Consider the following 25,321-nt stretch of genomic DNA (forward strand, 5'->3'; position numbering starts at 1 on the left):
GATTGCGGGGCACGAGGGCGAGGGAGCGGGGGAGGGCGGCGCGTAGACTGGGGCGGCCATGATCCAGACTCTCGACCTCCGCGGCCGTCGTCCCTCCTCCGCCGAGCTCCTCGCCCTCGTGCCCCGCAATCCGGGCACGTCCGCCTCCGTCGGGCCCGTCGTCGCCGAGCTGATCGCCGACGTCCGAGAACGCGGCGCGGAGGCGCTCCTCGACCAGGCGGAGCGGCTGGACGGCGTGCGCCCCCCGCACCTCCGCGTGCCCGCCGAGCAGATCGCCGAGGCGCTCGACCGCCTCGACCCGGCCATCCGCAGCGCACTCGAGGAGGCGATCGCGCGCGTCCGCCGCGCCAGCGCCGCGCAGATCCCCCCGCCCCGCACCACCGAGCTCGACGACGGCGCCACGGTCACCCAGCGCTGGCAGCCCGTCGCCCGCGCCGGGCTGTACGTCCCCGGCGGCAAGGCGGTCTACCCGTCGAGCGTCGTCATGAACGCCGTGCCCGCGCAGGCCGCCGGAGTCGCCTCCATCGCCCTGGTCTCGCCGCCGCAGAAGGCGTTCGGCGGCTCCGTCCACCCCACGATCCTCGCGGCGGCCGCTCTGCTCGGCATCGACGAGGTCTACGCGGTCGGAGGCGCCGGAGCCGTCGCCGCACTGGCCTACGGCGTCGACTCGATCGGGCTGGACCCCGTCAGCATCATCACCGGGCCGGGCAACGTCTGGGTCACCACCGCGAAGCGCCAGGTGCTCGGGCAGGTCGGCATCGACTCCGAGGCGGGCCCGACCGAGATCCTCGTGATCGCCGACGACTCCGCCGACCCGCGCCTGGTCGCCGCCGACCTGGTCAGCCAGGCCGAGCACGACGAGGCCGCCTCCGCGGTCCTGGTCACCGACAGCGCCGAGCTCGCCGCCGCCGTCGAGCGCGAGGTCGCCGTCCAGGCCGCCGCCACCCACCACGCGGAGCGCGTGGCCATCGCGCTCGACGGCCCGCAGTCCGCGCTCGTGATCGTCGACGACCTCGAGCTCGCCTGCGCGTTCAGCGACGCCTACGGCCCCGAGCACCTCGAGCTGCACACGGCCGACCCCGTCGCGACGGCCGAGCGGATCCACGACGCCGGCGCGATCTTCCTCGGCCCGACCACCCCGGTGAGCCTGGGCGACTACCTCGCCGGCTCCAACCACGTGCTCCCGACGCTGGGGCAGGCGCGCTTCTCCTCCGGGCTCGGCGCCTACACCTTCCTCCGGCCGCAGCAGCTGATCTCGTACGACCGCGGTGCGCTCGAGCGCGTCGCCCCGCACATCCGCGCTCTCAGCGACGCCGAGGCGCTGCCCGCCCACGGCGACGCCGTCGACGCCCGCTTCGCCTGAGACCGAGAGGCCCTCGATGTTCTGCCCCTTCTGCCGGCACCCCGACTCCCGAGTGATCGACTCGCGCACGAGCGACGACGGCCTCTCGATCCGCCGCCGCCGGCAGTGCCCGTCGTGCGGCCGGCGCTTCTCGACGACCGAGACCGCGAGCCTCGTCGTGATCAAGCGCAGCGGAGTCGTGGAGCCGTTCAGCCGCGAGAAGATCGTCAGCGGCGTCCGGAAGGCCTGCCAGGGCCGGCCCGTCACCGACACCGATCTGGCCGTGCTCGCGCAGCGGGTGGAGGAGAGCATCCGCTCCACGGGCGCGTCGCAGATCGACGCGAACGACATCGGCCTCGCCATCCTGCCGCCGCTGCGCGAGCTCGACGAGGTGGCCTACCTCCGCTTCGCGAGCGTCTACCAGGCGTTCGACTCGCTGGACGACTTCGAGTCTGCGATCACCCTGCTCCGCGCCGAGCGCACCTCCGTGCCCCACAGCGCCGACGAGATCTGAGGCCCGGGTGTACCCGCTCCTGTTCCGCACCGTCCTGCGCCGCCTCGACCCGGAGCGGGCGCACCACCTGAGCTTCCCGGTGATCCGGGCCCTCGGAGCCCTCGCTCCGGTCCTGCGCCGGACCACCGTCCCGCGCGGAACGCCCGCGGTCGAGACGCTCGGGCTCCGCTTCGAGACCCCGTTCGGCGTCGCGGCCGGCTTCGACAAGGACGCCACCGCGGTCCTGGGCTTCGGTGCGCTCGGCTTCGGACACGTCGAGGTCGGGACCCTGACCGCGCGGGCGCAGCCGGGCAACGACCGGCCGCGCCTCTTCCGGCTGATCGCGGACCGCGCCGTCGTCAACCGGATGGGCTTCAACAACCACGGGGCCGAGGCCGCGGCGCTGCGGCTGATCCGGCTGCGCAGCGCGCGCCGCCGCCCCGTGATCGGCGTCAACATCGGCAAGAGCCGGGTGGTCGAGGTGGACGACGCGATCGAGGACTACCTGATCAGCACGCGCCTTCTCGCGCCGCTCGCCGACTACCTCGTCGTGAACGTCAGCTCGCCGAACACCCCCGGGCTCCGCGGCCTGCAGGAGATCGACCGCCTCGAGCCGCTCCTCGCGGCCGTCAAGGACGCCGCCGACACGACGCCCCTGCTGGTCAAGATCGCCCCCGACCTCTCCGACGACGAGGTCGGCCGGGTCGCCGAGCTCGCCGTCCGCCTGAGTCTGGACGGGATCATCGCGACCAACACGACGCTCTCCCGGGAGGGCCTCTCGACCGATCGTGCCGTGGTCGAGGCGGCCGGCGCCGGCGGCCTCTCCGGTGCCCCGCTGGCCGCGCGCTCGCTCGAGGTGCTCCGCGTGATCCGGGGCGTGGTCCCCGCGGCTTTCTGCGTGATCTCCGTCGGAGGAGTCGAGACGGCCGAGGACGTGCGCGAGCGCCTCGACGCGGGCGCCACCCTCGTCCAGGGCTACACCGCCTTCATCTACCGCGGGCCCCTGTGGGCTCGGGACATCAACCGGGGACTGGCCCGCGCCTCCTGACCCGCCGTGCACGACGAAGGGCCCCGGAGCCGCGCGAGGCGCGACCGCAGGGGCCCTTCGTGGTCCGCCGTCCGACTACTCGGGGAAGGCGCGGCGCTTGACCTGGGGCTTCGGCAGTCGCATGACGCGCAGCTGGAGGGCGCGCATCGCGGCGTACCAGCGGATGCCCTTCTCGACCTTGTCGGCGCCGTAGCGCTCGGCGAGCTTCCGGCGCATCCGCATGCCGAGGAGGATGCAGTCGATCACCGCGAGGAGGAAGAACACCCAGAGGATGACGAGCGTCGCGTACTGCAGCTCCGGCTGCGGGAAGAAGCTCAGCAGCAGGACGACGACCATCACCGGGATGAGGAACTCGCCGAGGCTGAAGCGTGCGTCGACCCAGTCGCGCACGAACTTGCGCTGAGGACCCTTGTCGCGCAGCGGCAGGTAGCGCTGGTCGCCGGCGGCCAGGCCGATGCGGGCCTGCTCGCGTGACACGGCGGCCTTCTCGCGGGCGTCGCGGGCGGCCTGCTTGCGGTCGGTGACGACCAGCGGACGCTTGCGGGCCAGCTCCTGCTCGCGCCGGGTCGGCGTCGGCCGGCCCTTCCCGGGGCCGGGGGAGCCGGCGTCGTCGGGCGTGTCGGTTGCGATCGGGTGCTTGGCCACGGGGAACGTCCTTGGAATCGAGGGTCTCTTAAGATTACCTCCATGGCTCACGACGCTCCGACTCCGCCCGCACTCTCCTCCGACGAGGAGGCCGTCCTCGCCGCCGTCCGCGACGATCTGCCGCGCTCGCTCGCCCAGCTCGGGCAGCTCGTGCGGATCCCGTCCGTCTCGTGGGACGGCTTCGACGCGACCCGCGTGGCCGCCAGCGCCGAGGCCATCGCCGAGCTCGCGCGCGAGACGGGCGTCTTCGATGACGTCGCGATCCACAGCGCCACGATCGACGGCACCGACGTGCTCGGCCAGCCTGCCGTCCTGGCCACCCGCGCCGCCCGCAACGGAGCGCCGACCGTCCTCCTCTACGCCCACCACGACGTGCAGCCGCAGGGCGCCGAGTCGGCGTGGGAGACGCCTCCGTTCGAGCCGACCGTGCGCGGCGACCGCCTGTACGGGCGCGGTGCCGCCGACGACAAGGCGGGAGTCGTGTCCCACCTCGCCGCGGTGCGCGCACTCCGCGAGGTCGCGGGCGAGGACCACGACCTCGGGCTCGTCCTCTTCATCGAGGGGGAGGAGGAGTTCGGGTCGCGCTCGTTCCCCACCTTCCTCCGCGAGCACCACGACGCCCTCCGCGCGGATGCGATCATCGTCGCCGACAGCGACAACTGGGACGTCGACACCCCCTCGCTGACGGTGGGCCTGCGCGGCAACGTCACCTTCACCCTCACCGTCAGCACTCTCGCGCACGCCTCGCACTCGGGCATGCTCGGCGGAGCGGTCCCGGACGCGATGCTCGCGGCGGTCCGACTGCTCGCGACGCTCTGGAACGAGGACGGCTCGGTCGCCGTCGCCGGCCTCACCGAGCACGATGGAGCGGTGCCCGAGACGACCGAGGAGGACCTCCGCCGCGACTCCGGGCTGCTCGACGGGGTCTCGCCGATCGGCACCGGCGCGATCCTCTCGCGCCTGTGGTCGAAGCCGGCCGTCACGGTCACCGGGATCGACGCGCCCAGCGTCGTCGACGCCTCCAACACCCTCGTCCCGTCCGTGCGCGTGAAGATCAGCGCCCGCATCGCCCCCGGCCAGGACGCGGAGGAGGCCTTCGCCGCGATCGAGAGCCACCTGCGGGCGAACTCCCCGTTCGGCGCACACCTCGCGGTCGAGGACGTCGACACCGGCAGCCCCTTCCTGGTCGACGCGAGCGGCTGGGCCGTGGACCTGGTGAAGGGCGCGATGGCCGACGCGTGGGGACGCGATCCCCTCGAGACCGGGATCGGCGGGAGCATCCCGTTCATCGCCGACCTCGTGCGCGAGTTCCCCGAGGCTCAGATCCTCGTCACCGGTGTGGAGGACCCCGACTCGCGCGCGCACAGCCCCAACGAGTCGCTTCACCTGGGCGTCTTCAAGCGCGCCGCGCAGACCGAGGCGCTGTTCCTGCTCCGCGCCGCCGCTCACCGCGACTGACCACCGGTCGTGGAATACCCGGGTGACCACCCGGGTTGCAGCCGTAGAATCCCGGAAGGCACGACGACCGTTCCGCCCGTCCCCTGAGGAGTGACATGTCAGACACACTGACCGACCAGACGGCGACCCCCCTCGCCACCCCGCCCAGCGCGGCCCACGGCGTCTCGATGACCCCGACCGCCGCCGCCAAGGTCAAGAGCCTGCTCGAGCAGGAGGGCCGCGACGACCTGCGCCTGCGCGTCGCGGTGCAGCCCGGCGGCTGCTCCGGCCTCATCTACCAGCTCTACTTCGACGAGCGCACCCTCGACGGCGACGCCGCGGTGGAGTTCGAGGGCGTCGGCCTCGTCGTCGACAAGATGAGCGTCCCCTACCTCGACGGCGCCTCGATCGACTTCGAGGACACCATCCAGAAGCAGGGCTTCACCATCGACAACCCCAACGCGGGCGGCAGCTGCGCCTGCGGCGACAGCTTCCACTGACGCCGCGCGGCCCCGGGCCGCAGCGCCTCCGAACGGCGTCCGACAGTCCACCCCGGTGGCCCGTCGGGCGCCGTTCGTCATGACTGCACCACTCGGCCGGGACGTCAAGAGCGGGTCGTCGTGCACCGGGCCGCCGGAGCGGAAGGGTAGGCTGGAGCCGGTCTAATACAGTTTCGTGTGAACTGGTCCCCAGTCTTCCGAAAGGTCACCGGTGCGCTTCAATCGCCGAATCCGCAGATGGGTCGCTGCCCCCGTCGCAGGAGCCCTCGCCCTCGTCCTCGCGGGCTGCACGCAAGAGCAGCTCCAGGGCTGGCTCCCCACCGAACCCGGCACGACGAACCACGTCGACCGCGTCATCGGACTCTGGGTCACCTCCTGGATCGTCCTGCTCGCCGTCGGCGTCGTCACGTGGGGTCTCACCATCTGGGCGGTGGTCGTCTACCGCCGTCGCAAGGGGCAGACCGGCCTGCCGGTCCAGCTGCGCTACAACATGCCGATCGAGATCTTCTACACGATCGTGCCGCTGATCCTCGTGATCGGCTTCTTCGCCTTCACCGCGCGCGACCAGGCCGCTATCGAGCAGCCCTACGACGACCCGGACGAGACCATCCAGGTGTACGGCAAGCAGTGGGCGTGGGACTTCAACTACGTCGACGAGGACGTCTACTCCGCCGGTATCCAGGGCCAGTACCAGGAGGGCGGAGACGCCGCCGGCTCGCTCGTCGAGTCCGAGATCCCCACGCTCTACCTGCCCGTCGGACAGAAGATCAAGATCCAGCTCGACGCGCGCGACGTGATCCACTCCTTCTGGGTCGTCGACTTCCTCTACAAGAAGGACATGATCCCCGGCAAGACGAACTACATGTACGTCACGCCTCTCAAGGAGGGGACTTACGCGGGCAAGTGCGCCGAGCTCTGCGGCGAGTACCACTCCGCGATGCTCTTCAACGTCAAGGTCGTCTCGCAGGGCGAGTACGACGACTACATCCAGTCGCTGCGCGACGCGGGCCAGACCGGTCAGCTCGGCGCCGAGTACAACCGCAATTCGAACCTTCCCGGAACCGGCGCGCCGGCCCGCGAGAACGAGGAGTAAGGGAGCATGAGCACCGCTACGGCACCCCGCCCGACGCGCACCGCCGGCACTCCGCCGGTCCAGCGCAAGGCGAACGTCCTCGTCCGCTGGATGACGTCGACCGACCACAAGGTCATCGGGTACATGTACCTGATCACGTCGTTCATCTACTTCTGCATCGCCGGCGTGATGGCACTCGTCATCCGCGCCCAGCTGTTCGAGCCCGGCCTGAACGTGGTCGAGACGCGCGAGCAGTACAACCAGCTGTTCACGATGCACGGCACGATCATGCTGCTGATGTTCGCGACGCCGCTCTTCGCCGGGTTCGCCAACGTCCTGATGCCGCTGCAGATCGGCGCCCCCGACGTCGCGTTCCCCCGCCTCAACGCCTTCGCGTACTGGCTCTACAGCTTCGGCTCGCTCATCGCGGTCGCCGGATTCGTCACCCCGCAGGGTGCGGCGTCGTTCGGCTGGTTCGCGTACGCGCCACTGTCGAGCACGACGTTCTCGCCAGGGCTCGGCGGCAATCTCTGGGTCTTCGGCCTCGCGCTCTCGGGCTTCGGCACGATCCTCGGCGCGGTGAACTTCATCACGACGATCATCACGATGCGCGCCCCCGGCATGACGATGTTCCGGATGCCGATCTTCACCTGGAACATCCTGGTGACGTCGATCCTCGTGCTGCTCGCGTTCCCGGTGCTCGCCGCCGCGATGTTCGCCCTCGGCGCCGACCGGGTGTTCGACGCCCACATCTACGATGCGGCCAACGGCGGTGTCCTGCTCTGGCAGCACCTGTTCTGGTTCTTCGGCCACCCCGAGGTGTACATCATCGCGCTGCCGTTCTTCGGCATCGTGTCCGAGGTCTTCCCGGTCTTCAGCCGCAAGCCGATCTTCGGCTACAAGACGCTGATCTACGCGACCATCGCGATCGCCGCCCTCTCCGTGACGGTGTGGGCGCACCACATGTACGTCACCGGATCGGTCCTGCTGCCGTTCTTCTCGCTGATGACCATGCTCATCGCGGTTCCGACCGGCGTGAAGATCTTCAACTGGGTCGGCACCATGTGGCGCGGATCGGTGACCTTCGAGACCCCGATGATCTGGGCGATCGGCTTCCTGATCACCTTCACCTTCGGTGGACTCACCGGCGTGATCCTCGCGTCGCCCCCGCTCGACTTCCACGTCTCGGACTCGTACTTCGTGGTGGCGCACTTCCACTACGTCGTGTTCGGAACCGTCGTCTTCGCGATGTTCTCGGGCTTCTACTTCTGGTGGCCCAAGTGGACCGGCAAGATGCTGAACGAGACGCTGGGCAAGTGGCACTTCTGGCTGCTGTTCATCGGCTTCCACACCACCTTCCTCATCCAGCACTGGCTGGGCGTCGTCGGCATGCCGCGCCGCTACGCCAGCTACCTGCCCGAGGACGGCTTCACCTGGATGAACCAGGTGTCGACGGTCGGAGCGATGATCCTCGCGGTGTCGCTGATCCCGTTCTTCCTGAACGTGTACATCACCGCCCGCAAGGCGCCCAAGGTGACGGTGAACGACCCGTGGGGCTTCTCCCGGTCGCTCGAGTGGGCCACCTCGTGCCCGCCGCCCCGCCACAACTTCACCTCGATCCCGCGCATCCGCAGCGAGGCCCCGGCGTTCGACCTCAACCACCCCGAGGCCGGCATCCCCGTCGGAATCGGTCCGGCGAAGGACGCTCCGGACGCCCCCACGTACGACAAGTCCGAAGGCACGGTGAAGTAGGGCCATGCGCGCCAACGTCAATCTCTTCTGGCTCCTCGCGGGCTTCTTCCTTCTCGCCGACATCACGTACATCGTGTGGTCGCTGCTCGACACGGGCCAGGTGGAGTGGGTCGGCACCGTCGGCATCGGCCTCTCGGCCGTGCTGGGCGCGTTCATCGCGTTCTACGTCGGCCGCGTCCACAAGGCGCAGGGTGCTGAGCTCCCCGAGGACCGCCTCGATGCGGACATCGACGACGGAGACCCCGAGCTGGGCTTCTTCAGCCCGTGGAGCTGGTGGCCGCTGATCCTGGGCGGTTCCGCGGCTCTCGGATTCCTCGGCCTTGCCGTGGGGTTCTGGATCACCTACATCGCCGTCGGGCTCTTCCTGGTCGCCATCGCTGGCTGGGTGTACGAGTACTACCGCGGATACTTCGCCCGCTAGGGCGCATCGCACGGCCGAGGGCCGGGTGCACGAGGGCTTCGGCTCTGTGCACCCGGCCCTTTCGCTTATCCAGGAGGAAGCGACGCGCGGTCGGGGCCCGGTCGGCTCGGCCATTCGGCTTCGTGCAGGGGCGGCACTCGCCGATCGGTGGCGGATCGGGCCTCCCGGTGAGAGCCGGGACCTCCCGGTGAGGGCCGGGACCGCTCAGTGAGGGATGACGAGGTGAGCTGGATCTCTCGCGGTGTCATGCTGGCGGGACACCGAGGCGTCCTGCGCGGAGGAACTCGTCGGGGCACATCCCGACGGCCCGCGACGTGGAAGCTCGCAGGGGAGTGCAGCGGGCGGCGCCGAGCAGGAGCGTCGGCCCGCGTCATCACCCCTACGGGTCTGCGCTGCGACGGCTCCTGCTCCGGTCGCGGGTGAGCGGGCTACGCCTGTGGCGGCTCTCCTGTGCGCCTGTCGGCGTGCCGACGGCGGTGGCGCGCTACGGATCGCGGATACTGCTGCGCCTGCGGCTGTACTGGGGCTGCTGCGCCTGTTCTGGCGCCTGCGCCGCCCTGCGGGCCTCTTGCACACCGTTCTGAACCCAGTGGAGCCTGCACCCCGACGGAACCGCGCGCGCCCCTGCAGCTCGTGGAGCTCCTCGGTACTTGCTAACGGGTTGTGTGCCGGTCGGCGCGACGACAGGGAGCCTGAGACGCCGCTGCAGCGACGGTCGTCGATGTCCGGAGGTCGCCTCCTCGGTCGCACCGGCGAGCGTCGCCGTCGCCGATCACAGAGGGTTCGACCGTGAGTGGGGGGAGGGCAGTCCTGATAGGCCTGCTGGGGACGGGTGCCCTCGAACCGATGCCGAGTGTCTCGACGTGGACGGGGACGGGGACTTCACCGGACGACGACGCCGCGACAACGGAGACAGGCTGAATCACTCGGTGATCCGAGGGAGGCGGACGTCTCCAGCTCGGCGGTCAGATGGCATCTCGTGATCCGCGGAGCGGGGGCCTCGCCGTCCGGAGGATCGCCTCACGTTCCTGCCGGCTTGTCGCCGTCGAGGCGCTGTGATCCGGTCTCACCGGCTCTCGGTCCACCGCCGACCTCCAACCGCGCCGGAGGACAGGCGCCGCCCCGCTGCGGGAACGACGAAGGGCCCGGACGAATGAACGTCCGGGCCCTTCGGGGGAGGATCAGTGCTCGCTGTGCGAGCTCTCGAGCTCCTTCTGGGTGACGGGGGTGATCCGGTCCTCGAAGAACCAGCGGGAGAGGCCGGCGCGGACGCGCTGCGGGGCGGTGATGCGGCCACGCGAGTCCGGACGGATCATCAGGGGCTCGTACTCGTCCTGACCGACGAGCTTCCAGCGCTCGTACTCGTCGAGCTGCTGGTGCACCTCGATGAACTCGCCGCCGGGGAGGCGGACGATGCGGCCGGACTCGAAGCCGTGCAGCGCGATTTCGCGGTCCTTCTTCTGCAGCGCCAGGCAGATGCGCTTGGTGATGAAGTACGCGATGAACGGACCCGCGATGAGCAGGAACTGCAGGCTGTGGATCACGCCCTCCATCGTGAGGTGGAAGTGCGTCGCGATGAGGTCGGACGAGGCGGCGGCCCAGAGGACGGCGTAGAAGCTGACTCCGGCGGCGCCGATCGCGGTGCGGGTCGCGGCGTTGCGCGGACGGTCGAGCAGGTGGTGCTCGCGCTTGTCACCGGTGATCCACGCCTCGAGGAACGGGTAGAGCATGACCACGGCGATGAACAGTCCGAGACCGACGAGCGGGATCAGGATGTTGAACGACAGGGTTCCGATGCCCGGGATGGCCCACTCGAGTCCCGGCGGGACGAGGCGCAGGGCGCCGTCGGCGAACCCGATGTACCAGTCGGGCTGGGTTCCCGCGGAGACGGGCGAGGGGTCGTACGGGCCATAATTCCAGATCGGGTTGATCGTGAACAGCGAGGCGATGAGGACGACGACGCCGAAGACGATGAAGAAGAATCCACCGGCCTTCGCGGCGTAGACCGGCAGCACCGGGTAGCCGACGACGTTCTGCTCGGTCTTGCCCGCACCGGGGAACTGGGTGTGCTTGTGGACGACCACGAACACGAGGTGCAGGGCGATGAACGCGAGCACCAGCGCCGGCAGCAGCAGGATGTGCAGCGTGTAGAGGCGGCCGACGATGTCGGTGCCCGGGAACTCGCCGCCGAAGAGCAGGAACGAGATCCAGGTGCCGACGATCGGGATGCCCTTGACCATGCCGTCGATGATGCGGAGGCCGTTGCCCGAGAGCAGGTCGTCGGGGAGCGAGTAGCCGGTGAAGCCCTCGGCCATCGCGAGGATGAAGAGGACGAAGCCGATGACCCAGTTGAGCTCGCGGGGCTTGCGGAACGCACCGGTGAAGAAGATGCGCAGCATGTGCAGGCCGATCGAGGCCACGAACAGCAGTGCCGCCCAGTGGTGGATCTGCCGCATCAGCAGGCCGCCGCGGATGTCGAAGGAGATGTCGAGCGAGGACGACATCGCCGCCGACATCTCGATGCCCTTGAGGGGCAGGTAGCTGCCCTCGTAGTGCGTCTCGACCATCGAGGCCTGGAAGAAGAAGGTGAGGAAGGTGCCCGACAGCAGGATGATGACGAAGCTGTAGAGCGCGACCTCGCCGAGGAGGAAAGACCAGTGGTCGGGGAAGATCTTGCGACCGAACTCCTTGACGACCGCGGAGATGCTCGTGCGCTCGTCGATGTAGTTCGACGCCGCTCCGACGTACCCCTTCTGGAACTTGCCGGATCCGAGGATGACGCCGTCCTCGGGCTCCGCGGGGGAGCTGGAGGGGCGTGAGGGGGTGGTGGTGGACATGTGAGTCATCGCTCCCAGAAGGACGGTCCGACGGGCTCCGTGAAGTCGCTTCTGGCGACCAGGTAACCCTCGGCGTCGACGGTGATGGGGAGCTGCGGAAGCGGACGCTTCGCCGGGCCGAAGATGACGGCGGCCTCGCGCGTGATGTCGAATTGCGACTGGTGGCACGGGCACAGCAGGTGGTGGGTCTGCTGCTCGTACAGCGCCACAGGGCAGCCGACGTGCGTGCAGATCTTGGAGTAGGCGACGATTCCGTCGTAGTTCCAGGTCTCGCGACCCTCACTGACGATGAGGTCCTCCGGCTTCAGGCGCATCAGGAGGACGGCGGCCTTGGCCTTCTCCTCCAGCTTGCCCTCGGCGTCGTTGAGGCCCTCGGGGATGACGTGGAAGGCGGATCCGAGGGTGACGTCCGATGCGAGGATCGGCGCTCCCGACGGGTCCAGGGTGAGCCTCGTTCCCTCTTCCCACAGGGTGGTCTTGAGGAGGGCGACGGGGTTCTGGTCCTGCGGGCCGAGGCCCCGGAACAGGATCACGGCGGGCAGGGGGAACACGACGAGGGAGGCGATCAGGCTGTTCCGGACGAGGGAGCGGCGGCCGAAGCCGGACTCCTTGTCGGACTGGTCGAAGATCTCGAGCGCACGGGCGCGGGTGGGCTCCGCGCTGCGGACGGGGTGGCGGATGTCGATGCCCTCGTGGTCCGACATCAGCTGCTTGCCCCAGTGGACGGCGGCGATGCCGATGCCCAGGAGCGCGAGGGACATGCCCAGGCCGATGAACAGCGTGTTCAGCCGGACCGACGCGACGTCCTCGGTGATCGGGAACGCCATGTAGGCGGCGACCGCGAAGATCGAGCCCGCGAAGGAGAGGTAGAAGAGCGTGTACACCGTGCGCTCGGCACGCTTCTCGACCTTGGGGTCGAGGTCGGTCATCCGGGGGCGGTGCGGCGGGAGGCCCGGGTCCTGGACGCGGTCCCGCGTCACGACCGCGGTGCCGGCCGGAGCCGTTCCGTGCCCGGTGGCCGACGAGGTGGCGAGGTCCGTGCCACCCTCATCGTGCTCTGCCATGGTTCTCCTTTTCACGCCGTGTCGGCACCAGTCGGTGCCGTGGGTCAGTCGCGCCCGTCAGGGCGCTGCAGTCGTCTAGTTGGATCGGGCGGTGATCCACACCGTCAGGGCCACGATCGCGCCGAGGCCGAAGATCCAGAGGAACAGGCCCTCCGCGACAGGCCCGAGGGAGCCGAGCGCGAATCCGCCCGGGGACGGGTTGGCCTCGATGTACTTGAGGTACGAGATGATGTCGCGCTTGTCCTCGGGCGAGATGTTCAGGTCGTTGAAGACCGGCATGTTCTGCGGGCCGGTGACCATCGCCTCGTAGATGTGCGCCTCGGTCACGCCGCCCAGCGGAGGAGCGAACTTGCCCTCGGTGAGCGCGCCGCCGGCTCCGGCGACGTTGTGGCACATGGCGCAGTTGATGCGGAACAGCTCGGCGCCGTTCGCCGCGTCGCCCTGTCCGTCGAGGACCTCGCCCTCGGGGATCGCGGGGCCGGGGGCCAGCGACGCGACGTAGGCGGCGAGCTCGCCAACCTGCTCGTCGGTGAACTGCACCGGCTTCTCGAGCGCCTGGGGGCCGTGCATCTGCATCGGCATGCGGCCGGTGCCGACCTGGAAGTCGACCGACGCCGCGCCCACTCCGATGAGGGAGGGAGCGTTGTCGGTGCCCGCGGCGTCGAGGCCGTGGCAGGTGGCGCAGTTCGCGGCGAAGAGCTTCGAGCCCTCGTCGATCGTCTGCTGGCTGGTGGACGACGTCTCCGCGGAGGCGGACGTCGCGACGCCGACCGCGGCGTAGGTCCCGCCGGTGAGCCCGAGGCCGATGGCGATCAGGGCCAGGGTGGCGAGCGGGTGGCGGCGACCCTTCTTGGCTCGGCTCTTCGTCTTCGGGGAGGCCATCGAGGCGTCCTTCCTGCGGGGGTCGGGAGTGGAGTGGGGCATCGGCGGGCGCGTCACTTGAGGAAGTAGATGACGGCGAACAGGCCGACCCAGACGACGTCGACGAAGTGCCAGTAGTACGAGACGACGATGGCGCTCGTCGCCTCCTTGTGGCCGAAGTTCTTGACCGCGAAGCCGCGGCCGATGACGAGGAGGAACGCGATGAGGCCGCCGGTGACGTGCAGGGCGTGGAAGCCGGTCGTCAGGTAGAAGGCGGAGCCGTAGGCGTTGCTGGAGAGCGTGACGCCCTCGGAGACGAGGGTCGCGTACTCGAGCACCTGGCCGGAGACGAAGACCGCGCCCAGGGCGTAGGTGAGGAAGAACCACTCGACCATGCCCCACTTGAACGGGCTGAGGCCCGTCGCACGCGGCTGCAGCCGCTCGGCGGCGAACACGCCGAACTGGCAGCTGAACGACGAGGCCACGAGGATCACCGTGTTCACGCCCGCGTAGGGGACGTTGAGGATCTGGGTCTCGGCGCCCCAGAGCTCGGGAGAGGTGCTGCGCAGGGTGAAGTAGATCGCGAAGAGGCCCGCGAAGAACATGACCTCGCTGCCCAGCCAGACGATCGTTCCGACCGCGACCGGGTTGGGTCGGTTCACTACGGGCGCGGTGGCCGTGGGGGAGAGAGAGGTGCTCGTCACACAGACCATTATGGCCGATGGCAGGGGAGGGAAGTCGCACTAGCCGGGAGGCGATCCTCGTCGCATAATCTGGGAGCCATGTCGGAAACCCTGTCCTGGCCGCACGTTCTCAGCGCACTCCTCGAGTCCTCCGATCTGAGCGTCTCCGAGGCGACGTGGGCCATGGAGCAGGTGATGGAGGGCGCGGCGACTCCGGCGCAGCTCGCCGGACTGCTGGTGGCCCTCCGGGCGAAGGGCGAGACCGTCGACGAGATCGTCGGCTTCCGCGACGCGATCCTCGACCACGCGGTGCCGCTGGACGTGGACCCGATGGCCCTGGACATCGTCGGGACGGGCGGGGACCGCTTCGGGACCGTCAACATCTCCTCCACCGCGTCGATCATCGCGGCCGCCGCCGGCACGCCCGTCGTGAAGCACGGGAACAAGGCCGCGTCCTCCTCCTCCGGCTCCTCCGACGTGCTCGCGGCACTCGGGGTCGACCTCTCCCTCTCCCCCGAGCGGGTGGCCGAGGTGTTCCGGCGGACGGGGATCGCCTTCGTCTTCGCGTCCCTCTTCCACCCCGGCTTCCGGCACGCCGGTCCGGTGCGCGCCGAGCTGGGCGTGCCGACGGTGTTCAACTTCCTCGGCCCGCTCTGCAATCCGGCCCGTCCCGAGGCCTCTGCGGTCGGGGTGGCGCACCTCGACCGGGTGCCGCTGGTCGTCGGCGTGTTCCGGACGCGCGGGGCGACGGCTCTGGTGTTCCGCGGGGACGACGGCCTCGACGAGCTCACGACCACGGGTCACAGCCACATCTGGGAGGTGTCGCGCGGCTCCGTGGTCGAGCACGACCTCGATCCGCGCGACCTGGGCCTGCCCCGCGCGCGGATCGACGACCTGCGCGGCCGTGACGCCGCCTACAACGCGAGCGTGGTGCGCTCGGTGCTCGCGGGAGACGGCGGCCCCGTCCGCGACATCGTCCTTCTGAACGCGGCCGCAGGCCTCGCGGCGTTCGACCTGGCGCGCGACCCGGACCTGGTGCGCACGCCCGTCCTGGAGCGCCTGCGGACGTCGATGGACCGCGCGGCGGAGGCCGTCGACTCCGGGGCCGCCACGGCCAAGCTCGAGGAGTGGGTCCGCGAGACGCAGCGCGCCGTCGTCCCGCTGCCGTAGGCGCGAGCGCAGGGCGTAACGTGGGGCTGCTGTCCGCGACGGTGCGGGCGGCGATCCACCACGCGCCGGATCGCCCGCAGGTCACGGGACGCCCGAGTGGTGGCCCGATCCTGGAGGAGACCTCGATGAAGAAGCTCATCAACGACCCGAAGAACGTCGTCACGGAGTCGGTGGCCGGCTTCGGCCTGGCGCACGCCGACCTGGTCCGGGTGGTGTCGGATCCCCTGTTCGTGGTGCGGGCCGACGCGCCCCGCTCGGGCAAGGTGGGCATCGTCAGCGGAGGCGGCAGCGGGCACGAGCCGCTGCACGCGGGCTTCGTCGGATTCGGGATGCTGGACGCCGCCGTCCCCGGTCCCGTCTTCACCTCGCCCACGCCCGACCCGATCGTCGCGGCCACGCAGGCCGTCGACGGCGGCGCGGGTGTGCTGCACATCGTGAAGAACTACACGGGCGACGTCCTGAACTTCGAGACCGCGGCCGACCTCGCCGGCGCCGAGGGGATCGAGGTGCGCAGCGTGATCGTCGACGACGACGTCGCGGTGAAGGACTCGCTCTACACCGCGGGCCGCCGCGGCGTGGCAGGCACCGTGCTGGTCGAGCGGATCGCGGGCGCCGCGGCCGAGCGGGGCGACTCCCTCGACGAGGTCGCGACAATCGCCGAGACGGTGATCGCGAACGTGCGCTCGATGGGCGTCGCCCTCACGCCGTGCATCGTCCCGCACGCGGGCGAGCCGAGCTTCGAGCTGGGTGAGGACGAGATCGAGATCGGCATCGGCATCCACGGCGAGCCCGGCCGGGAGAAGATCGCGCTGGAGCCGGCCGACCGCATCGTCGACCGGATCCTCGGCCCGATCCTGGAGGACCTGCCGTTCTCCTCCGGGGACGAGGTGCTGCTCCTGGTGAACGGCATGGGCGGCACGCCGCAGATCGAGCTGTACCTCGCCTACCGCCGCGCAGCCGAGGCGCTGGCCGAGAAGGGGATCACCGTCGCACGCAGCCTCGTCGGCAACTACACGACGTCGCTCGAGATGCAGGGCTTCTCGCTCACCGTCCTCAAGCTCGACGACGCCCTGACCGAGCTGTGGGACTCCCCGGTGCAGACCGCGGCGCTGCGGTGGGGACGCTGAGCGCCCGCGCGCACACCATGACCGGAACGACAGCCGCAGGAGCGGCCCACGAGGAGGAGACGACCATGCAGGACGCACAGGGAGCCGGGCTCGACGCGGCGTGGGCGACGGCGTGGATCCGCCGCGCCGCCGAGTCGATCGCGGAGCACCGGGTCGAGCTGATCACGCTCGACCGGGCGATCGGCGACGGGGACCACGGCGAGAACATGGACCGCGGCTTCCAGGCCGTGGTCGCGAAGCTGGACGGGGCGCCGGAGCAGGGGCTCCCGGCGGACGTGCTCAAGCTGGTCGCGACGACGCTCATCTCCACCGTCGGCGGCGCCTCGGGCCCGCTGTTCGGCACGGCGTTCCTGAAGGCCTCCGCCGCGGTCGCGGGCGAGGACGCGCTCGAGGGCGCGGACGTCGCAGCGCTCCTGGCCGCGGCGAGGGACGGCATCGTGCTCCGCGGCAAGGCCGAGGTGGGCGACAAGACGATGGTGGACGCGTGGACGCCGGCGGTCGACGCGGCCGCGGCCGCCGCCGAGGAGGGAGCGGCTCCGGCCGACGTCCTCGCCGCGGCGGCGGAGGCGGCGCAGAGGGGAGCGGAGTCGACGGACCCGCTGGTCGCCCGCAAGGGACGCGCCAGCTACCTCGGCGAGCGCGCCATCGGGCACCGTGATCCCGGCAGCGTGTCGACCGTTCTCCTGCTCCGCGCAGCAGCCGAGGCGGCGGCGTGAGCGTCGGGCTGGTCCTGGTCTCGCACAGCGCGCAGCTGGCGGAGGGGCTGGTCGAGCTCGCGGAGCAGATGGCGGCCTCGGTCGCGCTGGTCGCCGCGGGCGGGACGGACGACGGCGGCATCGGCACCAGCTTCGACCGCATCACGGCGGCCCTGGCGGAAGCGGACTCCGGCGAGGGGGTCGTCGTCCTCTGCGACCTCGGCTCGGCGATCATGACGGCGGAGACCGCGGTCGAGTTCCTCGACGACGACGCGCGCGCCCGGGTCCGGATCGCCGACGCCCCGCTGGTGGAGGGGGCGGTCGCGGCCGCCGTCGCCGCGGGCACGGGGGCGTCGCTGGACGAGGTGCTCGCCGCCGCGGAGTCGGCCCGGGGCGAGGCGCTCGCTGCTCCCGCCGAGGAGGCCTCGCCCGGTGACGAGCGCGTGCAGCGCCGCGTCCGCCTCATCAACCCGAACGGTCTGCACGCCCGTCCCGCGGCCGACTTCGTCACGCTCGCCGCCACCTTCGACGCCCGGATCGACGCGAACGGCAAGGACGCCACCAGCCTGCTCGGCGTGATGTCGCTGGGGCTCGACCGCGGGGACGAGGTCGTCCTCTCGGCGTCGGGGCCGCAGGCCCACGAGGCGGTCGGCCGGCTCGGCGATCTGGTCGAGTCGGGCTTCGGCGAGGTGTAGCGCGCCGTCGACCGGTCCAGGGACCGCGGAGGCGCCTCCTCCTACGCTGAGCGCATGGCCCTCCGCGGAACCCGACCCCCGTCCGTCCTGCTCCGCCGACTCGTCACCGTCCCGCGCGTCGTGCGCCGGGCGGACGCTCGTGCGGCCCGGCGGCTGAACGCCCGTCGCCCGTCGCCCGTCGTCGACGGGGCGCTCGTGGGGCTCTCCCGGGCCGCGGACCACGGAGTCCTCTGGGCCGGCGTCGGCGTCCTGCTGCTCCTGGCGGGCCGTCCCCGCGAGGCTCTGCGGGGGACCGCCTCGCTCGCCGCGGCCAGCGCGCTCGCGAATCTGGTCGGCAAGCGCGTGTTCGGCGGCGACCGGCCGCTCCTCGTCGACGTCCCGGTCGGCCGGCGCCTGGCGACGGTGCCGACGTCGGCGTCCTTCCCCTCGGGGCACGCGGCGAGCGCCGCTGCCTTCGCCGCCGGGGTCGCGCTCGAGTCGCCCCGAGTGGGGGCGGCGGTCGCCCCGCTCGCCGCCGCCGTGGCCTTCTCCCGCCTGCACGTCGGCGTCCACTGGCTCTCGGACGTCCTCGGCGGCGCGGCGCTCGGCGCGGCGGTCGCGGTCGTCGGCCGAGCCGTCCTGCCGGCCGAGCCGCGCCACGTGCCCGTCTCGGAGCGCGCGACCCGGCCCCCCGTCGACCGCAGCCCGCTGGGGGACGGCGCCGCCCTCCTCGTGGTCCTCAACCCCGGCGCGGGCCGGGACTCGCACCGCCCCGATCCCGAGCCGCTGGTCCGGGCCCGGTTCCCGAAGGCGCGCGTGCACCGGCTGACCGAGGGGGAGGACCTCGCCGACGTGGTGCGCGAGGCGCGCTCGGGGGACTCTCCGCCCCGGGTGCTCGGGATCTACGGCGGGGACGGGACCATGTCGGTCGGTGCCGCTCTCGCCCGCGCCGAGGGGATGACGCTGCTCGTGCTGCCGGGCGGGACCATGAACCACTTCGCGAAGGCGCTGGGGCTGCTCACCGTCCAGGACGCGCTCGACGCGGCGACGATCGGCGAGCGCCGCGACGTCGACGTGGCCGAGGTCGTCGCGGACGGGGGAGACCCGGTCACGGTGCTCAACACGGTCTCGATCGGCGTCTACCCGGAGTTCGTCGCGGCACGCGAGAAGCGCGAGAAGCGGATCGGGAAGCCGCTCGCCGCCGTGATCGCGGCCCTCTCGGTCGTGCGGCGCACCGATCCGTTCGAGCTCCGGCGCGACGGGCGCACGCAGCTCGTCTGGTCGTACTTCGTCGGGGTGAATCAGGAGCACCCGCGCACGGCCGCCCCGCTCGCCCGGCGTCGGCTCGACGACGGCCACCTCGACGTGCGCATCCTGCACTCAGGACGGACTCCTCGCACCCGGGGAGCGTTCTCGCTCCTGCTCGGCCGTACGGCGACCCCGGTGGTCGGCCGTGTGCCCGGCTGGCGGACACCGGTGGTGGAGTCGTTCTCGACGCCGGAGATCACCGTCGGCGCGCGCCGACCCGCGGGGGACGACCCCGAGTGGGCGCACGACGGCGAGACCGAGCGCTTCGACGGCTCCCGCGACGGATTCGACGAGGCCGTGGTGCGGATCGTGCCGCTGGGCCTGCGGGTCTACGCGACCGCGGACTAGGGGGCGGTGCCGGCCCGGTCCCCGCCGTCCGGATCCGCCAGCAGCGCGGCCAGCGCGTCGAGGGCGGCGACCTGCCCGGCCACCACCAGCGAGCGGGCCTCGTCGAGCGGGTGCCACCGGGCGTCCTCCAGCTCGGGGAAGCTGCGCAGCACGCCGGAGCCCCGCGGCCACTCCAGCTCGAAGGTGTTGCTCGCGACGAAGGCGGTGTCCGCGTGTCCGCGCCCGGCGAAGACCGTGACGGTCTTGGCCGCGCTCTGCCGGAACGCGCCGAGGAGGGTCAGCTCCCCTTCGGGCGGAGGAGCGCCGGTCTCCTCCTCGAACTCGCGGCGCGCGGCGTCCAGCGGCGTCTCGTCGCCCGTGTGCACGCCCTTCGGGATCGTCCACGCGCGGGGGCGCCGGGTCCAGAAGGGGCCGCCCATCCGCCCGAGGAACACCTCGGTGCCGGAGGGGCCCTCGCGGTGCAGCAGGATCCCCGCGCTCGTCACCGCGGCCATCGCGTCTCTCCGGTCATCCCGCCATCCTGCCCCGCGCCCGTGGAAGGATCGGCAGGACCCGCCCGCGACCGCACGGAGTGAACCATGCACGACCACGAGATCCTCCGACAGCTGCGCGACGCGCTCGGAGACGCGGTCCTGACCGAGGGCCCCGGGTTCGAGGCCGTGCACACCGACAAGTCGGGCTTCTCCGCACCGGGTCGCGCGCTCGCGCTCGTCGCTGCGCGCTCGGTCGAGGACGTGCAGGCGGCGCTGCGCATAGCGACGGAGCACCGGCTCCCGGTCGTGCCGCGCGGAGCGGGAACGGGCCTCGCTGCCGGGGGAGTGGCGAGCGGGGGAGCGCTCGTCCTCTCGACCGCCGCGATGGACCGCATCCTCGAGGTGTCTCTCGAGGACGAGCTGGCGGTGGTCGAGCCCGGGGTCATCAATCAGGCGCTGTCGGACGCTGTCGCTCCGCACGGCCTCGTGTTCTCGCCCGACCCCGCGAGCCGCGCGATCTCGAGCATCGGCGGCAACATCGCGACGAACGCCGGGGGGCTGCTGTGCGCCAAGTACGGCGTGACCCGGGAGGCGGTGCTCGGGTTGACGGTCGTCCTCCCCGACGGGCGACTGCTCCGCACCGGCCGCCGCAGCGTGAAGGGAGTCACAGGGTACGACCTCACCGCGCTCCTGACCGGCTCCGAGGGGACGCTGGGCGTCATCGTGGAGGCCACCGTGAAGCTCCGCCCGATCCCGACCGGGCGCGTGGTCACGGTCGGCGCGTACTTCCCGAGCGTCGTCGCCGCGGCAGCCGCCTCCGCCGCGATCACCGCCGCGCGGCTCCGTCCCGCGGTGATGGAGCTGATGGACGAGGCGGCGCTCGCCGCGATCTCGCGCTACACCGGAGCGATGCTGGACCGCGGTGCCGCCTACCTCCTCGTCCAGACGGACGGCGGAGGAGCGGCGGAGGAGTCGCAGCGCGTCCTCGACATCGTGACCGCCTCCGGGGGCGCCGCCGAGGCGACCGAGGACCCGGCCGAGGGTGAGGCTCTGCTGGCCGTCCGCCGGGCCTTCCACCCGGCGCTCGAGGCGGAGGGCCGCGTGCTGATCGAGGACGTCTGCGTGCCCCGCTCCGCGCTGCCGGCGATGTTCGCGGCGATCCGCGGCATCGAGGAGCGGACGGGGCTCAGCATCCCCACCGTCGCCCACGCGGGGGACGGGAACCTCCATCCGAACTTCGTGCTGCCCGCGGGGGACGGACCCGTGGGGGAGGACGTCTGGGGCGCCGCGGCGGAGCTCTTCCGCACGGCCCTGGCCCTCGGCGGCACGCTCACGGGCGAGCACGGCGTGGGACTGCTCAAGCGGCGCTGGCTGGCGGAGGAGCTGGGCGAGGACTCGCTGGCGCTCCAGCGCGGGATCAAGGCCGTGTTCGACCCGCTGGGGATCATGAACCCGGGGAAGGTCTTCTGAGGAGGGCGCCCCGGGCTACAGCAGCTCGGCCGTGATCATCGAGGCGGTGAGCACGATCGTCGCCGCGGACATCAGCCAGTAGAGGACCGTCTCGCGCCAGGACCCGGCGGAGCCCAGGACGGGCAGCGCGGCGTAGCCGCCGGTGGTCCAGACGTGGCGCAGCGGTGTCCGGCGCAGGCGCCGCGGCAGGCGCACGCGCAGCGGCCACAGCCAGTTGATCCCGCCGGTCGTGAGGGCGTCGCCGGCCACGTGCACGAGGTAGCCCAGCGTCGCGGCGACCCGGAGCCACGCCCAGGTGCCGTCGGCGAGCGCGACGAGCAGGACCGTGACGACCGTCGCCCCGGCCCAGGCGATGCGCCAGGAGGGGGCGGCCCGGACGGCCTTCGCGGCGAACGCGAGGGCGGGCAGCGTGAGCACGGCGGCCACGGCGACGGGGCCGACGACCGGCACCGGGAAGCGCAGCGCCGTGAGCACCGGCACCAGGTACCAGACGACGGCGACCGCGAGCAGCGAGTGCATCCCGTGCCGGTGCCCTCCGCTGATCCGGCCCGCGGTCGCCGTGAGCAGGGAGGCGCCCGGCGCCGAGCGGGAGACGGTCGCGCTCGCGTGGTCCGCGTCGGGCACCAGGGCCCAGCCGGCGGCGACTCCGAGGCCGACCAGTCGGAGGTCGAGCGGGAGACCCGCGAGGCCGAGGGGCCCGGCGACGGCGGGCACGGAGGCGGAGACGGCCCAGGCGAGCGCACCGGAGACGGCGTGCGAGCGGCCCATCATCGCGGGTCGGCTCCTTCGACTGGGCGCTGCGAGGCCGGAGGACGACCGCGGCGGGACGAGAGAACCCCCGGCCGAGTGCGTGAGCACGGACCGGGGGTGAGGGTGGGCGATACCGGACTCGAACCGATGACCTCTTCCGTGTGAAGGAAGCGCGCTACCAACTGCGCCAATCGCCCAGGGGGACGTGCTGGACGACCCGAGAGACGATCGTAGCGGATCCGCGGGGCCCGGATGCACCGCCGACGCCCGCCACGCCCGGGTGAACGGACGGCGACGAGCCGGTTTCGCGCGGAAAGACGCGGATCGGACTCCGAGCGGCGGGATCGGCGTCCGCTCGATTTGGATTCCGGCGCCGCTGTCGTATACATTCTTCTAGGTCGAGCCGGGCAGCGAAAGCGCCGGACAGACAGCAAGACAGCAAGGCAGCAAGACAGCACGACACGCAAGACTGCAACACCAGTACGACCTACATGCGGATGTGGCGCAGCGGTAGCGCATCACCTTGCCAAGGTGAGGGTCGCGAGTTCGAATCTCGTCATCCGCTCGAACACCGGTCCTCGGACCGGCGTCATCGGGACGGCACCCTCGGGTGCCTCCCACCTGGTCGGCCCTCGGGCCGCCGACACCGAATCCCGTACACGGTGGATTGGCCGAGAGGCGAGGCAGCGGCCTGCAAAGCCGTATACACGGGTTCGAATCCCGTATCCACCTCGATCGTTCACCGAACGAGGCGCTCCGCACGGAGCAACGGGCGATTGGCGCAGCGGTAGCGCGCTTCCCTGACACGGAAGAGGTCACTGGTTCGATCCCAGTATCGCCCACCACGAGAACCCCCGGCCCCTGGCCGGGGGTTCTGTCGTTCCCGGCTCCGGCGCTACCCTCGCAGGATGCCCGCCCCGATCCCCGTCGACGACCAGGGCACCCTCCTGCGGCTCGTCTCGCGGGACGACGGACCGGCCCTCGCCGCCGCGTACCGGCGCAACCGCCGGCACCTCGCGCCCTGGGAGCCGACGCGCTCGACCCGCTTCTTCGAGGCGGGGGGCCAGACCGACGCCGTCGCGGACGCGCTCGCCGCGCACCGCGCCGGCAGCGTCCTCCCGCTCGTCCTCGACGCGGGCGGCGTGATCGTCGGTCGGCTGACCCTCGCGAACATCGTCCGCGGCGCCTTCGACAGCGGCGATCTCGGCTACTGGCTCGACAGCGATCTGGAGGGCCGCGGCGTGATGACCCGCGCGGTCGGAGCCGTCCTGCGCACCGCGCGGGAGGATCTGGGGCTGCACCGCGTGCAGGCCGGGACGCTCCTCCACAACGTCGGATCGCAGACCGTGCTGCAGCGCAACGGCTTCGAGCGGATCGGCGTCGCGCGGCGCTACCTGCGGATCGCCGGGGAGTGGCAGGACCACGTCCTCTTCCAGGCACTGCTCGAGGGCGGCCCGCTCCAGCCTCCGCCGACTCCGCTCGTCTAGGGTGAGCGGCGCCGGCCTTCTCCCGGCGCTCCGAGCGGGAGGGACGCGCCCATGACCACGCGGCACATCGGCGGACGAGAGTTCGACTTCGAGCGGCAGGTGGCCGTGATGGCGGTCGTGAACCGCACACCCGACTCCTTCTACGACAAGGGCTCCACCTTCGCTCTGGACAGCGCCATCGCGGCCGCCGTGCGCGCCGCGGAGCTCGGCGCCGACTGGGTCGACATCGGCGGAGTGCCGTTCGGCCGCGGCCCCGCTGTCACGCTCCAGGAGGAGCTCGACCGGGTCGTCCCCGTCGTGGCGGGCATCGCGGAGCGGAGCGACGTGGTCGTCTCGGTGGACACGACGAGCGCAGAGGTCGCGCGCGCGAGCATCGCCGCGGGCGCCTCCGTCATCAACGACACGAGCGGGCTGCACGACCCCCGGATGCTCGAGGTCGTCGCCTCCTCCTCCGCTCAGCTCGTCATCACCCACAGCGTGGGCGCTCCCCGCAGCGAGCCGGAGAGACCCGAGTACGACGACGTCGTGGCGACGGTGGTCGACCACCTGCGGAGCCGCGTCGATCGCGCGCTCTCGGGTGGAGTGCCTGCCGGGAGGATCATCGTCGATCCGGGTCACGACCTGAACAAGAACACCCTGCACACGCTCGAGCTCACCCGCCGGCTGGGCGAGGTGGCCGCGCTCGGCTTCCCGGTGCTCGCCGCGGTCTCCAACAAGGACTTCATCGGCGAGGCGCTGGACCGGCCGCAGGGGGAGCGCCTCGAGGGCTCCCTCGCCGCCGCGGTGATCTGCATCCTGAACGGTGCGCGGATCGTGCGCATGCACGACGTGCGCCAGGCGGTGGACGCCGTGCGGATGACGGAGGCGGTGCTGGGCTGGCGGGCGCCCGTCTTCCTCCGCCACAACGTGGAGCCGGCGGCGTGAGCGCCCGAATCGACGGCCTGTCGCCGGCCGGGCAGGACCTGTCCGACCAGGCTCTGGTGGCCCTCTACGCGGACGGGGCCGGCGAGCAGTGGCTCCGGGTCAACTTCGTCGCGAGCGTCGACGGAGCGGTCACCCGCGACGGCGTCTCGGGCGATCTCGGGGGCGCGGCGGACCTGCGCGTGTTCGACCTGCTCCGCCGGCTCGCCGACGTCGTGCTCGTCGCGGCCGGCACGGTGCGGACCGAGGGCTACGGCCCGATGGTGCTGAGCGACGAGTCCGTGCGGGCGCGGCTCGGCACCGGGCTCGCCCCGCAGCCCGTCTTCGCGATCGTCTCAAGGTCGCTCGACCTCGATCCCGCCTCGCGGTTCTTCACCGAGGCGCCGGTGCGCCCGATCGTCGTGACCACCGGCTCCTCGCCGGCCCGCCGCCGCGCGGAGCTCGCCGAGGTCGCCGTCGTGCTCGTCTGCGGCGACGCAGAGCTCGACGCGACGCGGATGCGGGCGCAGCTCGCGGAGCGGGGGCTCGGCAGGATCCACTGCGAGGGCGGTCCGTCGCTGCTCGGGACCCTCCTCGCCGCGGACGCCGTCGACGAGCTCTGCCTGACCGTCGCTCCGACGCTCGAGGCGGGGGACTCCGGGAGGCTCGCCCGCGGCGACGTCCCCGGGCCGCGCCCGCAGCACCTGGCGCACGTGCTCAGCGCCGGCGACACGCTGCTCCTGCGCTACCTCCGCCGGCGCTGA

Annotated in this window: 24 protein-coding genes and 4 tRNA genes; 20 read left to right on the forward strand and 8 right to left on the reverse strand. The window is 71.7% G+C overall.

The features are described 5' to 3' along the window. Window positions 1-58: 58 nt before the first annotated feature. The 3 genes from hisD to C5B93_RS13035 are packed head-to-tail and all read left to right on the forward strand — an operon-like array spanning window position 59 to window position 2,883. Window positions 59-1,363 carry a histidinol dehydrogenase gene (gene hisD, locus C5B93_RS13025; protein ID WP_104224658.1) on the forward strand — a complete coding sequence of 435 codons (1,305 nt, stop codon included), beginning with the start codon at window positions 59-61 and terminating at the stop codon, window positions 1,361-1,363. Between the two features lie 16 nt (window positions 1,364-1,379). Continuing rightward, window positions 1,380-1,856 (forward strand): transcriptional regulator NrdR, encoded by a 477-nt coding sequence (nrdR, locus tag C5B93_RS13030; protein ID WP_104224657.1) that lies wholly within the window; start codon window positions 1,380-1,382, stop codon window positions 1,854-1,856. 7 nt (window positions 1,857-1,863) lie between these two features. Continuing rightward, window positions 1,864-2,883, forward strand: a complete 1,020-nt coding sequence (locus C5B93_RS13035) for a quinone-dependent dihydroorotate dehydrogenase (RefSeq protein WP_104233339.1) — start codon at window positions 1,864-1,866, stop codon at window positions 2,881-2,883. 75 nt (window positions 2,884-2,958) lie between these two features. Here C5B93_RS13035 and C5B93_RS13040 read toward each other — a convergent pair whose 3' ends face one another. Continuing rightward, entirely contained in the window at window positions 2,959-3,528 is a 570-nt protein-coding gene (locus C5B93_RS13040) for a DUF3043 domain-containing protein (protein ID WP_181067792.1), read from the reverse strand. A 42-nt stretch (window positions 3,529-3,570) separates the two neighbouring features. Here C5B93_RS13040 and C5B93_RS13045 point away from each other — a divergent pair, with 42 nt between their 5' ends. From C5B93_RS13045 to C5B93_RS13065, 5 genes are all read left to right on the forward strand, one after another. After that, window positions 3,571-4,986: a dipeptidase gene (locus C5B93_RS13045; RefSeq protein ID WP_104292645.1), complete on the forward strand. Its 1,416-nt coding sequence runs from the start codon at window positions 3,571-3,573 to the stop codon at window positions 4,984-4,986. A 95-nt stretch (window positions 4,987-5,081) separates the two neighbouring features. Next, window positions 5,082-5,465, forward strand: coding sequence for an iron-sulfur cluster insertion protein ErpA (erpA, locus tag C5B93_RS13050; protein ID WP_104224654.1), 384 nt, complete (start codon window positions 5,082-5,084; stop codon window positions 5,463-5,465). Between the two features lie 211 nt (window positions 5,466-5,676). Then, entirely contained in the window at window positions 5,677-6,558 is an 882-nt protein-coding gene (gene coxB / locus C5B93_RS13055) for a cytochrome c oxidase subunit II (RefSeq protein ID WP_104224653.1), read from the forward strand. Between the two features lie 6 nt (window positions 6,559-6,564). Then, window positions 6,565-8,289 (forward strand): cytochrome c oxidase subunit I, encoded by a 1,725-nt coding sequence (ctaD, locus tag C5B93_RS13060; RefSeq protein WP_104224652.1) that lies wholly within the window; start codon window positions 6,565-6,567, stop codon window positions 8,287-8,289. Window positions 8,290-8,293: 4 nt separating this feature from the next. Then, window positions 8,294-8,710: a cytochrome c oxidase subunit 4 gene (locus tag C5B93_RS13065; protein WP_104224651.1), complete on the forward strand. Its 417-nt coding sequence runs from the start codon at window positions 8,294-8,296 to the stop codon at window positions 8,708-8,710. 1,181 nt (window positions 8,711-9,891) lie between these two features. On the opposite strand, the gene C5B93_RS13070 is transcribed toward C5B93_RS13065, so the two are convergent. The 4 genes from C5B93_RS13070 to C5B93_RS13085 form a co-directional block, all read right to left on the reverse strand. Further along, a complete protein-coding gene (locus tag C5B93_RS13070; protein ID WP_104224650.1) occupies window positions 9,892-11,547 on the reverse strand; it encodes a ubiquinol-cytochrome c reductase cytochrome b subunit in 1,656 nt (551 codons plus the stop codon). Between the two features lie 5 nt (window positions 11,548-11,552). After that, window positions 11,553-12,611, reverse strand: coding sequence for a ubiquinol-cytochrome c reductase iron-sulfur subunit (locus tag C5B93_RS13075; protein ID WP_104225358.1), 1,059 nt, complete (start codon window positions 12,609-12,611; stop codon window positions 11,553-11,555). 75 nt (window positions 12,612-12,686) lie between these two features. Then, entirely contained in the window at window positions 12,687-13,493 is an 807-nt protein-coding gene (locus C5B93_RS13080) for a c-type cytochrome (protein ID WP_104224648.1), read from the reverse strand. 53 nt (window positions 13,494-13,546) lie between these two features. Further along, entirely contained in the window at window positions 13,547-14,185 is a 639-nt protein-coding gene (locus C5B93_RS13085; RefSeq protein ID WP_104224647.1) for a heme-copper oxidase subunit III, read from the reverse strand. 69 nt (window positions 14,186-14,254) lie between these two features. On the opposite strand from C5B93_RS13085, the gene trpD reads away from it, so the two are divergent. The 5 genes from trpD (at window position 14,255) to C5B93_RS13110 (ending at window position 19,477) form a co-directional block, all read left to right on the forward strand. Next, on the forward strand, window positions 14,255-15,325 hold the full coding sequence (gene trpD, locus C5B93_RS13090; RefSeq protein ID WP_104246758.1) for an anthranilate phosphoribosyltransferase: 1,071 nt from the start codon (window positions 14,255-14,257) through the stop codon (window positions 15,323-15,325). A gap of 125 nt (window positions 15,326-15,450) precedes the next feature. Continuing rightward, entirely contained in the window at window positions 15,451-16,452 is a 1,002-nt protein-coding gene (gene dhaK / locus C5B93_RS13095; protein ID WP_104224645.1) for a dihydroxyacetone kinase subunit DhaK, read from the forward strand. Between the two features lie 65 nt (window positions 16,453-16,517). After that, a complete protein-coding gene (dhaL, locus tag C5B93_RS13100; protein ID WP_104251072.1) occupies window positions 16,518-17,168 on the forward strand; it encodes a dihydroxyacetone kinase subunit DhaL in 651 nt (216 codons plus the stop codon). Continuing rightward, window positions 17,165-17,842 carry a dihydroxyacetone kinase phosphoryl donor subunit DhaM gene (dhaM, locus tag C5B93_RS13105; protein ID WP_104225354.1) on the forward strand — a complete coding sequence of 226 codons (678 nt, stop codon included), beginning with the start codon at window positions 17,165-17,167 and terminating at the stop codon, window positions 17,840-17,842. Before dhaL ends, dhaM begins: the two co-directional genes overlap by 4 nt. Window positions 17,843-17,896: 54 nt before the next feature. Beyond that, entirely contained in the window at window positions 17,897-19,477 is a 1,581-nt protein-coding gene (locus C5B93_RS13110; RefSeq protein ID WP_104292646.1) for a bifunctional phosphatase PAP2/diacylglycerol kinase family protein, read from the forward strand. On the opposite strand, the gene C5B93_RS13115 is transcribed toward C5B93_RS13110, so the two are convergent. Beyond that, a complete protein-coding gene (locus C5B93_RS13115) occupies window positions 19,474-19,971 on the reverse strand; it encodes an NUDIX domain-containing protein (protein ID WP_104292647.1) in 498 nt (165 codons plus the stop codon). The two genes, C5B93_RS13110 and C5B93_RS13115, sit on opposite strands and share 4 nt — an antisense overlap. An 84-nt stretch (window positions 19,972-20,055) precedes the next feature. Between C5B93_RS13115 and C5B93_RS13120 the strand changes: the two genes are divergently transcribed. After that, window positions 20,056-21,420 (forward strand): FAD-binding oxidoreductase, encoded by a 1,365-nt coding sequence (locus tag C5B93_RS13120; RefSeq protein WP_104292648.1) that lies wholly within the window; start codon window positions 20,056-20,058, stop codon window positions 21,418-21,420. 15 nt (window positions 21,421-21,435) lie between these two features. Here the strand turns inward: C5B93_RS13120 and C5B93_RS13125 are convergent, their stop codons facing one another. After that, a complete protein-coding gene (locus tag C5B93_RS13125; RefSeq protein WP_104292649.1) occupies window positions 21,436-22,191 on the reverse strand; it encodes a metal-dependent hydrolase in 756 nt (251 codons plus the stop codon). A 103-nt stretch (window positions 22,192-22,294) separates the two neighbouring features. Beyond that, a tRNA-Val gene (locus C5B93_RS13130) sits at window positions 22,295-22,367 on the reverse strand. Window positions 22,368-22,663: 296 nt separating this feature from the next. On the opposite strand from C5B93_RS13130, the gene C5B93_RS13135 reads away from it, so the two are divergent. From C5B93_RS13135 to C5B93_RS13160, 6 genes are all read left to right on the forward strand, one after another. Beyond that, a tRNA-Gly gene (locus C5B93_RS13135) sits at window positions 22,664-22,735 on the forward strand. 96 nt (window positions 22,736-22,831) lie between these two features. Beyond that, window positions 22,832-22,902: transfer RNA gene (locus C5B93_RS13140), tRNA-Cys, on the forward strand. Window positions 22,903-22,940: 38 nt separating this feature from the next. Continuing rightward, window positions 22,941-23,015, forward strand: a tRNA-Val gene (locus C5B93_RS13145). 63 nt (window positions 23,016-23,078) lie between these two features. Then, window positions 23,079-23,657: a GNAT family N-acetyltransferase gene (locus tag C5B93_RS13150; RefSeq protein ID WP_104292650.1), complete on the forward strand. Its 579-nt coding sequence runs from the start codon at window positions 23,079-23,081 to the stop codon at window positions 23,655-23,657. Window positions 23,658-23,708: 51 nt separating this feature from the next. Beyond that, window positions 23,709-24,581 carry a dihydropteroate synthase gene (gene folP, locus C5B93_RS13155; protein ID WP_104246762.1) on the forward strand — a complete coding sequence of 291 codons (873 nt, stop codon included), beginning with the start codon at window positions 23,709-23,711 and terminating at the stop codon, window positions 24,579-24,581. After that, entirely contained in the window at window positions 24,578-25,321 is a 744-nt protein-coding gene (locus C5B93_RS13160; RefSeq protein ID WP_104292651.1) for a pyrimidine reductase family protein, read from the forward strand. The genes folP and C5B93_RS13160 overlap by 4 nt, the downstream gene beginning before the upstream one ends.

This window comes from Rathayibacter sp. AY1A2, from assembly GCF_002930935.1.
In the GTDB taxonomy this organism is placed as follows: domain Bacteria; phylum Actinomycetota; class Actinomycetes; order Actinomycetales; family Microbacteriaceae; genus Rathayibacter.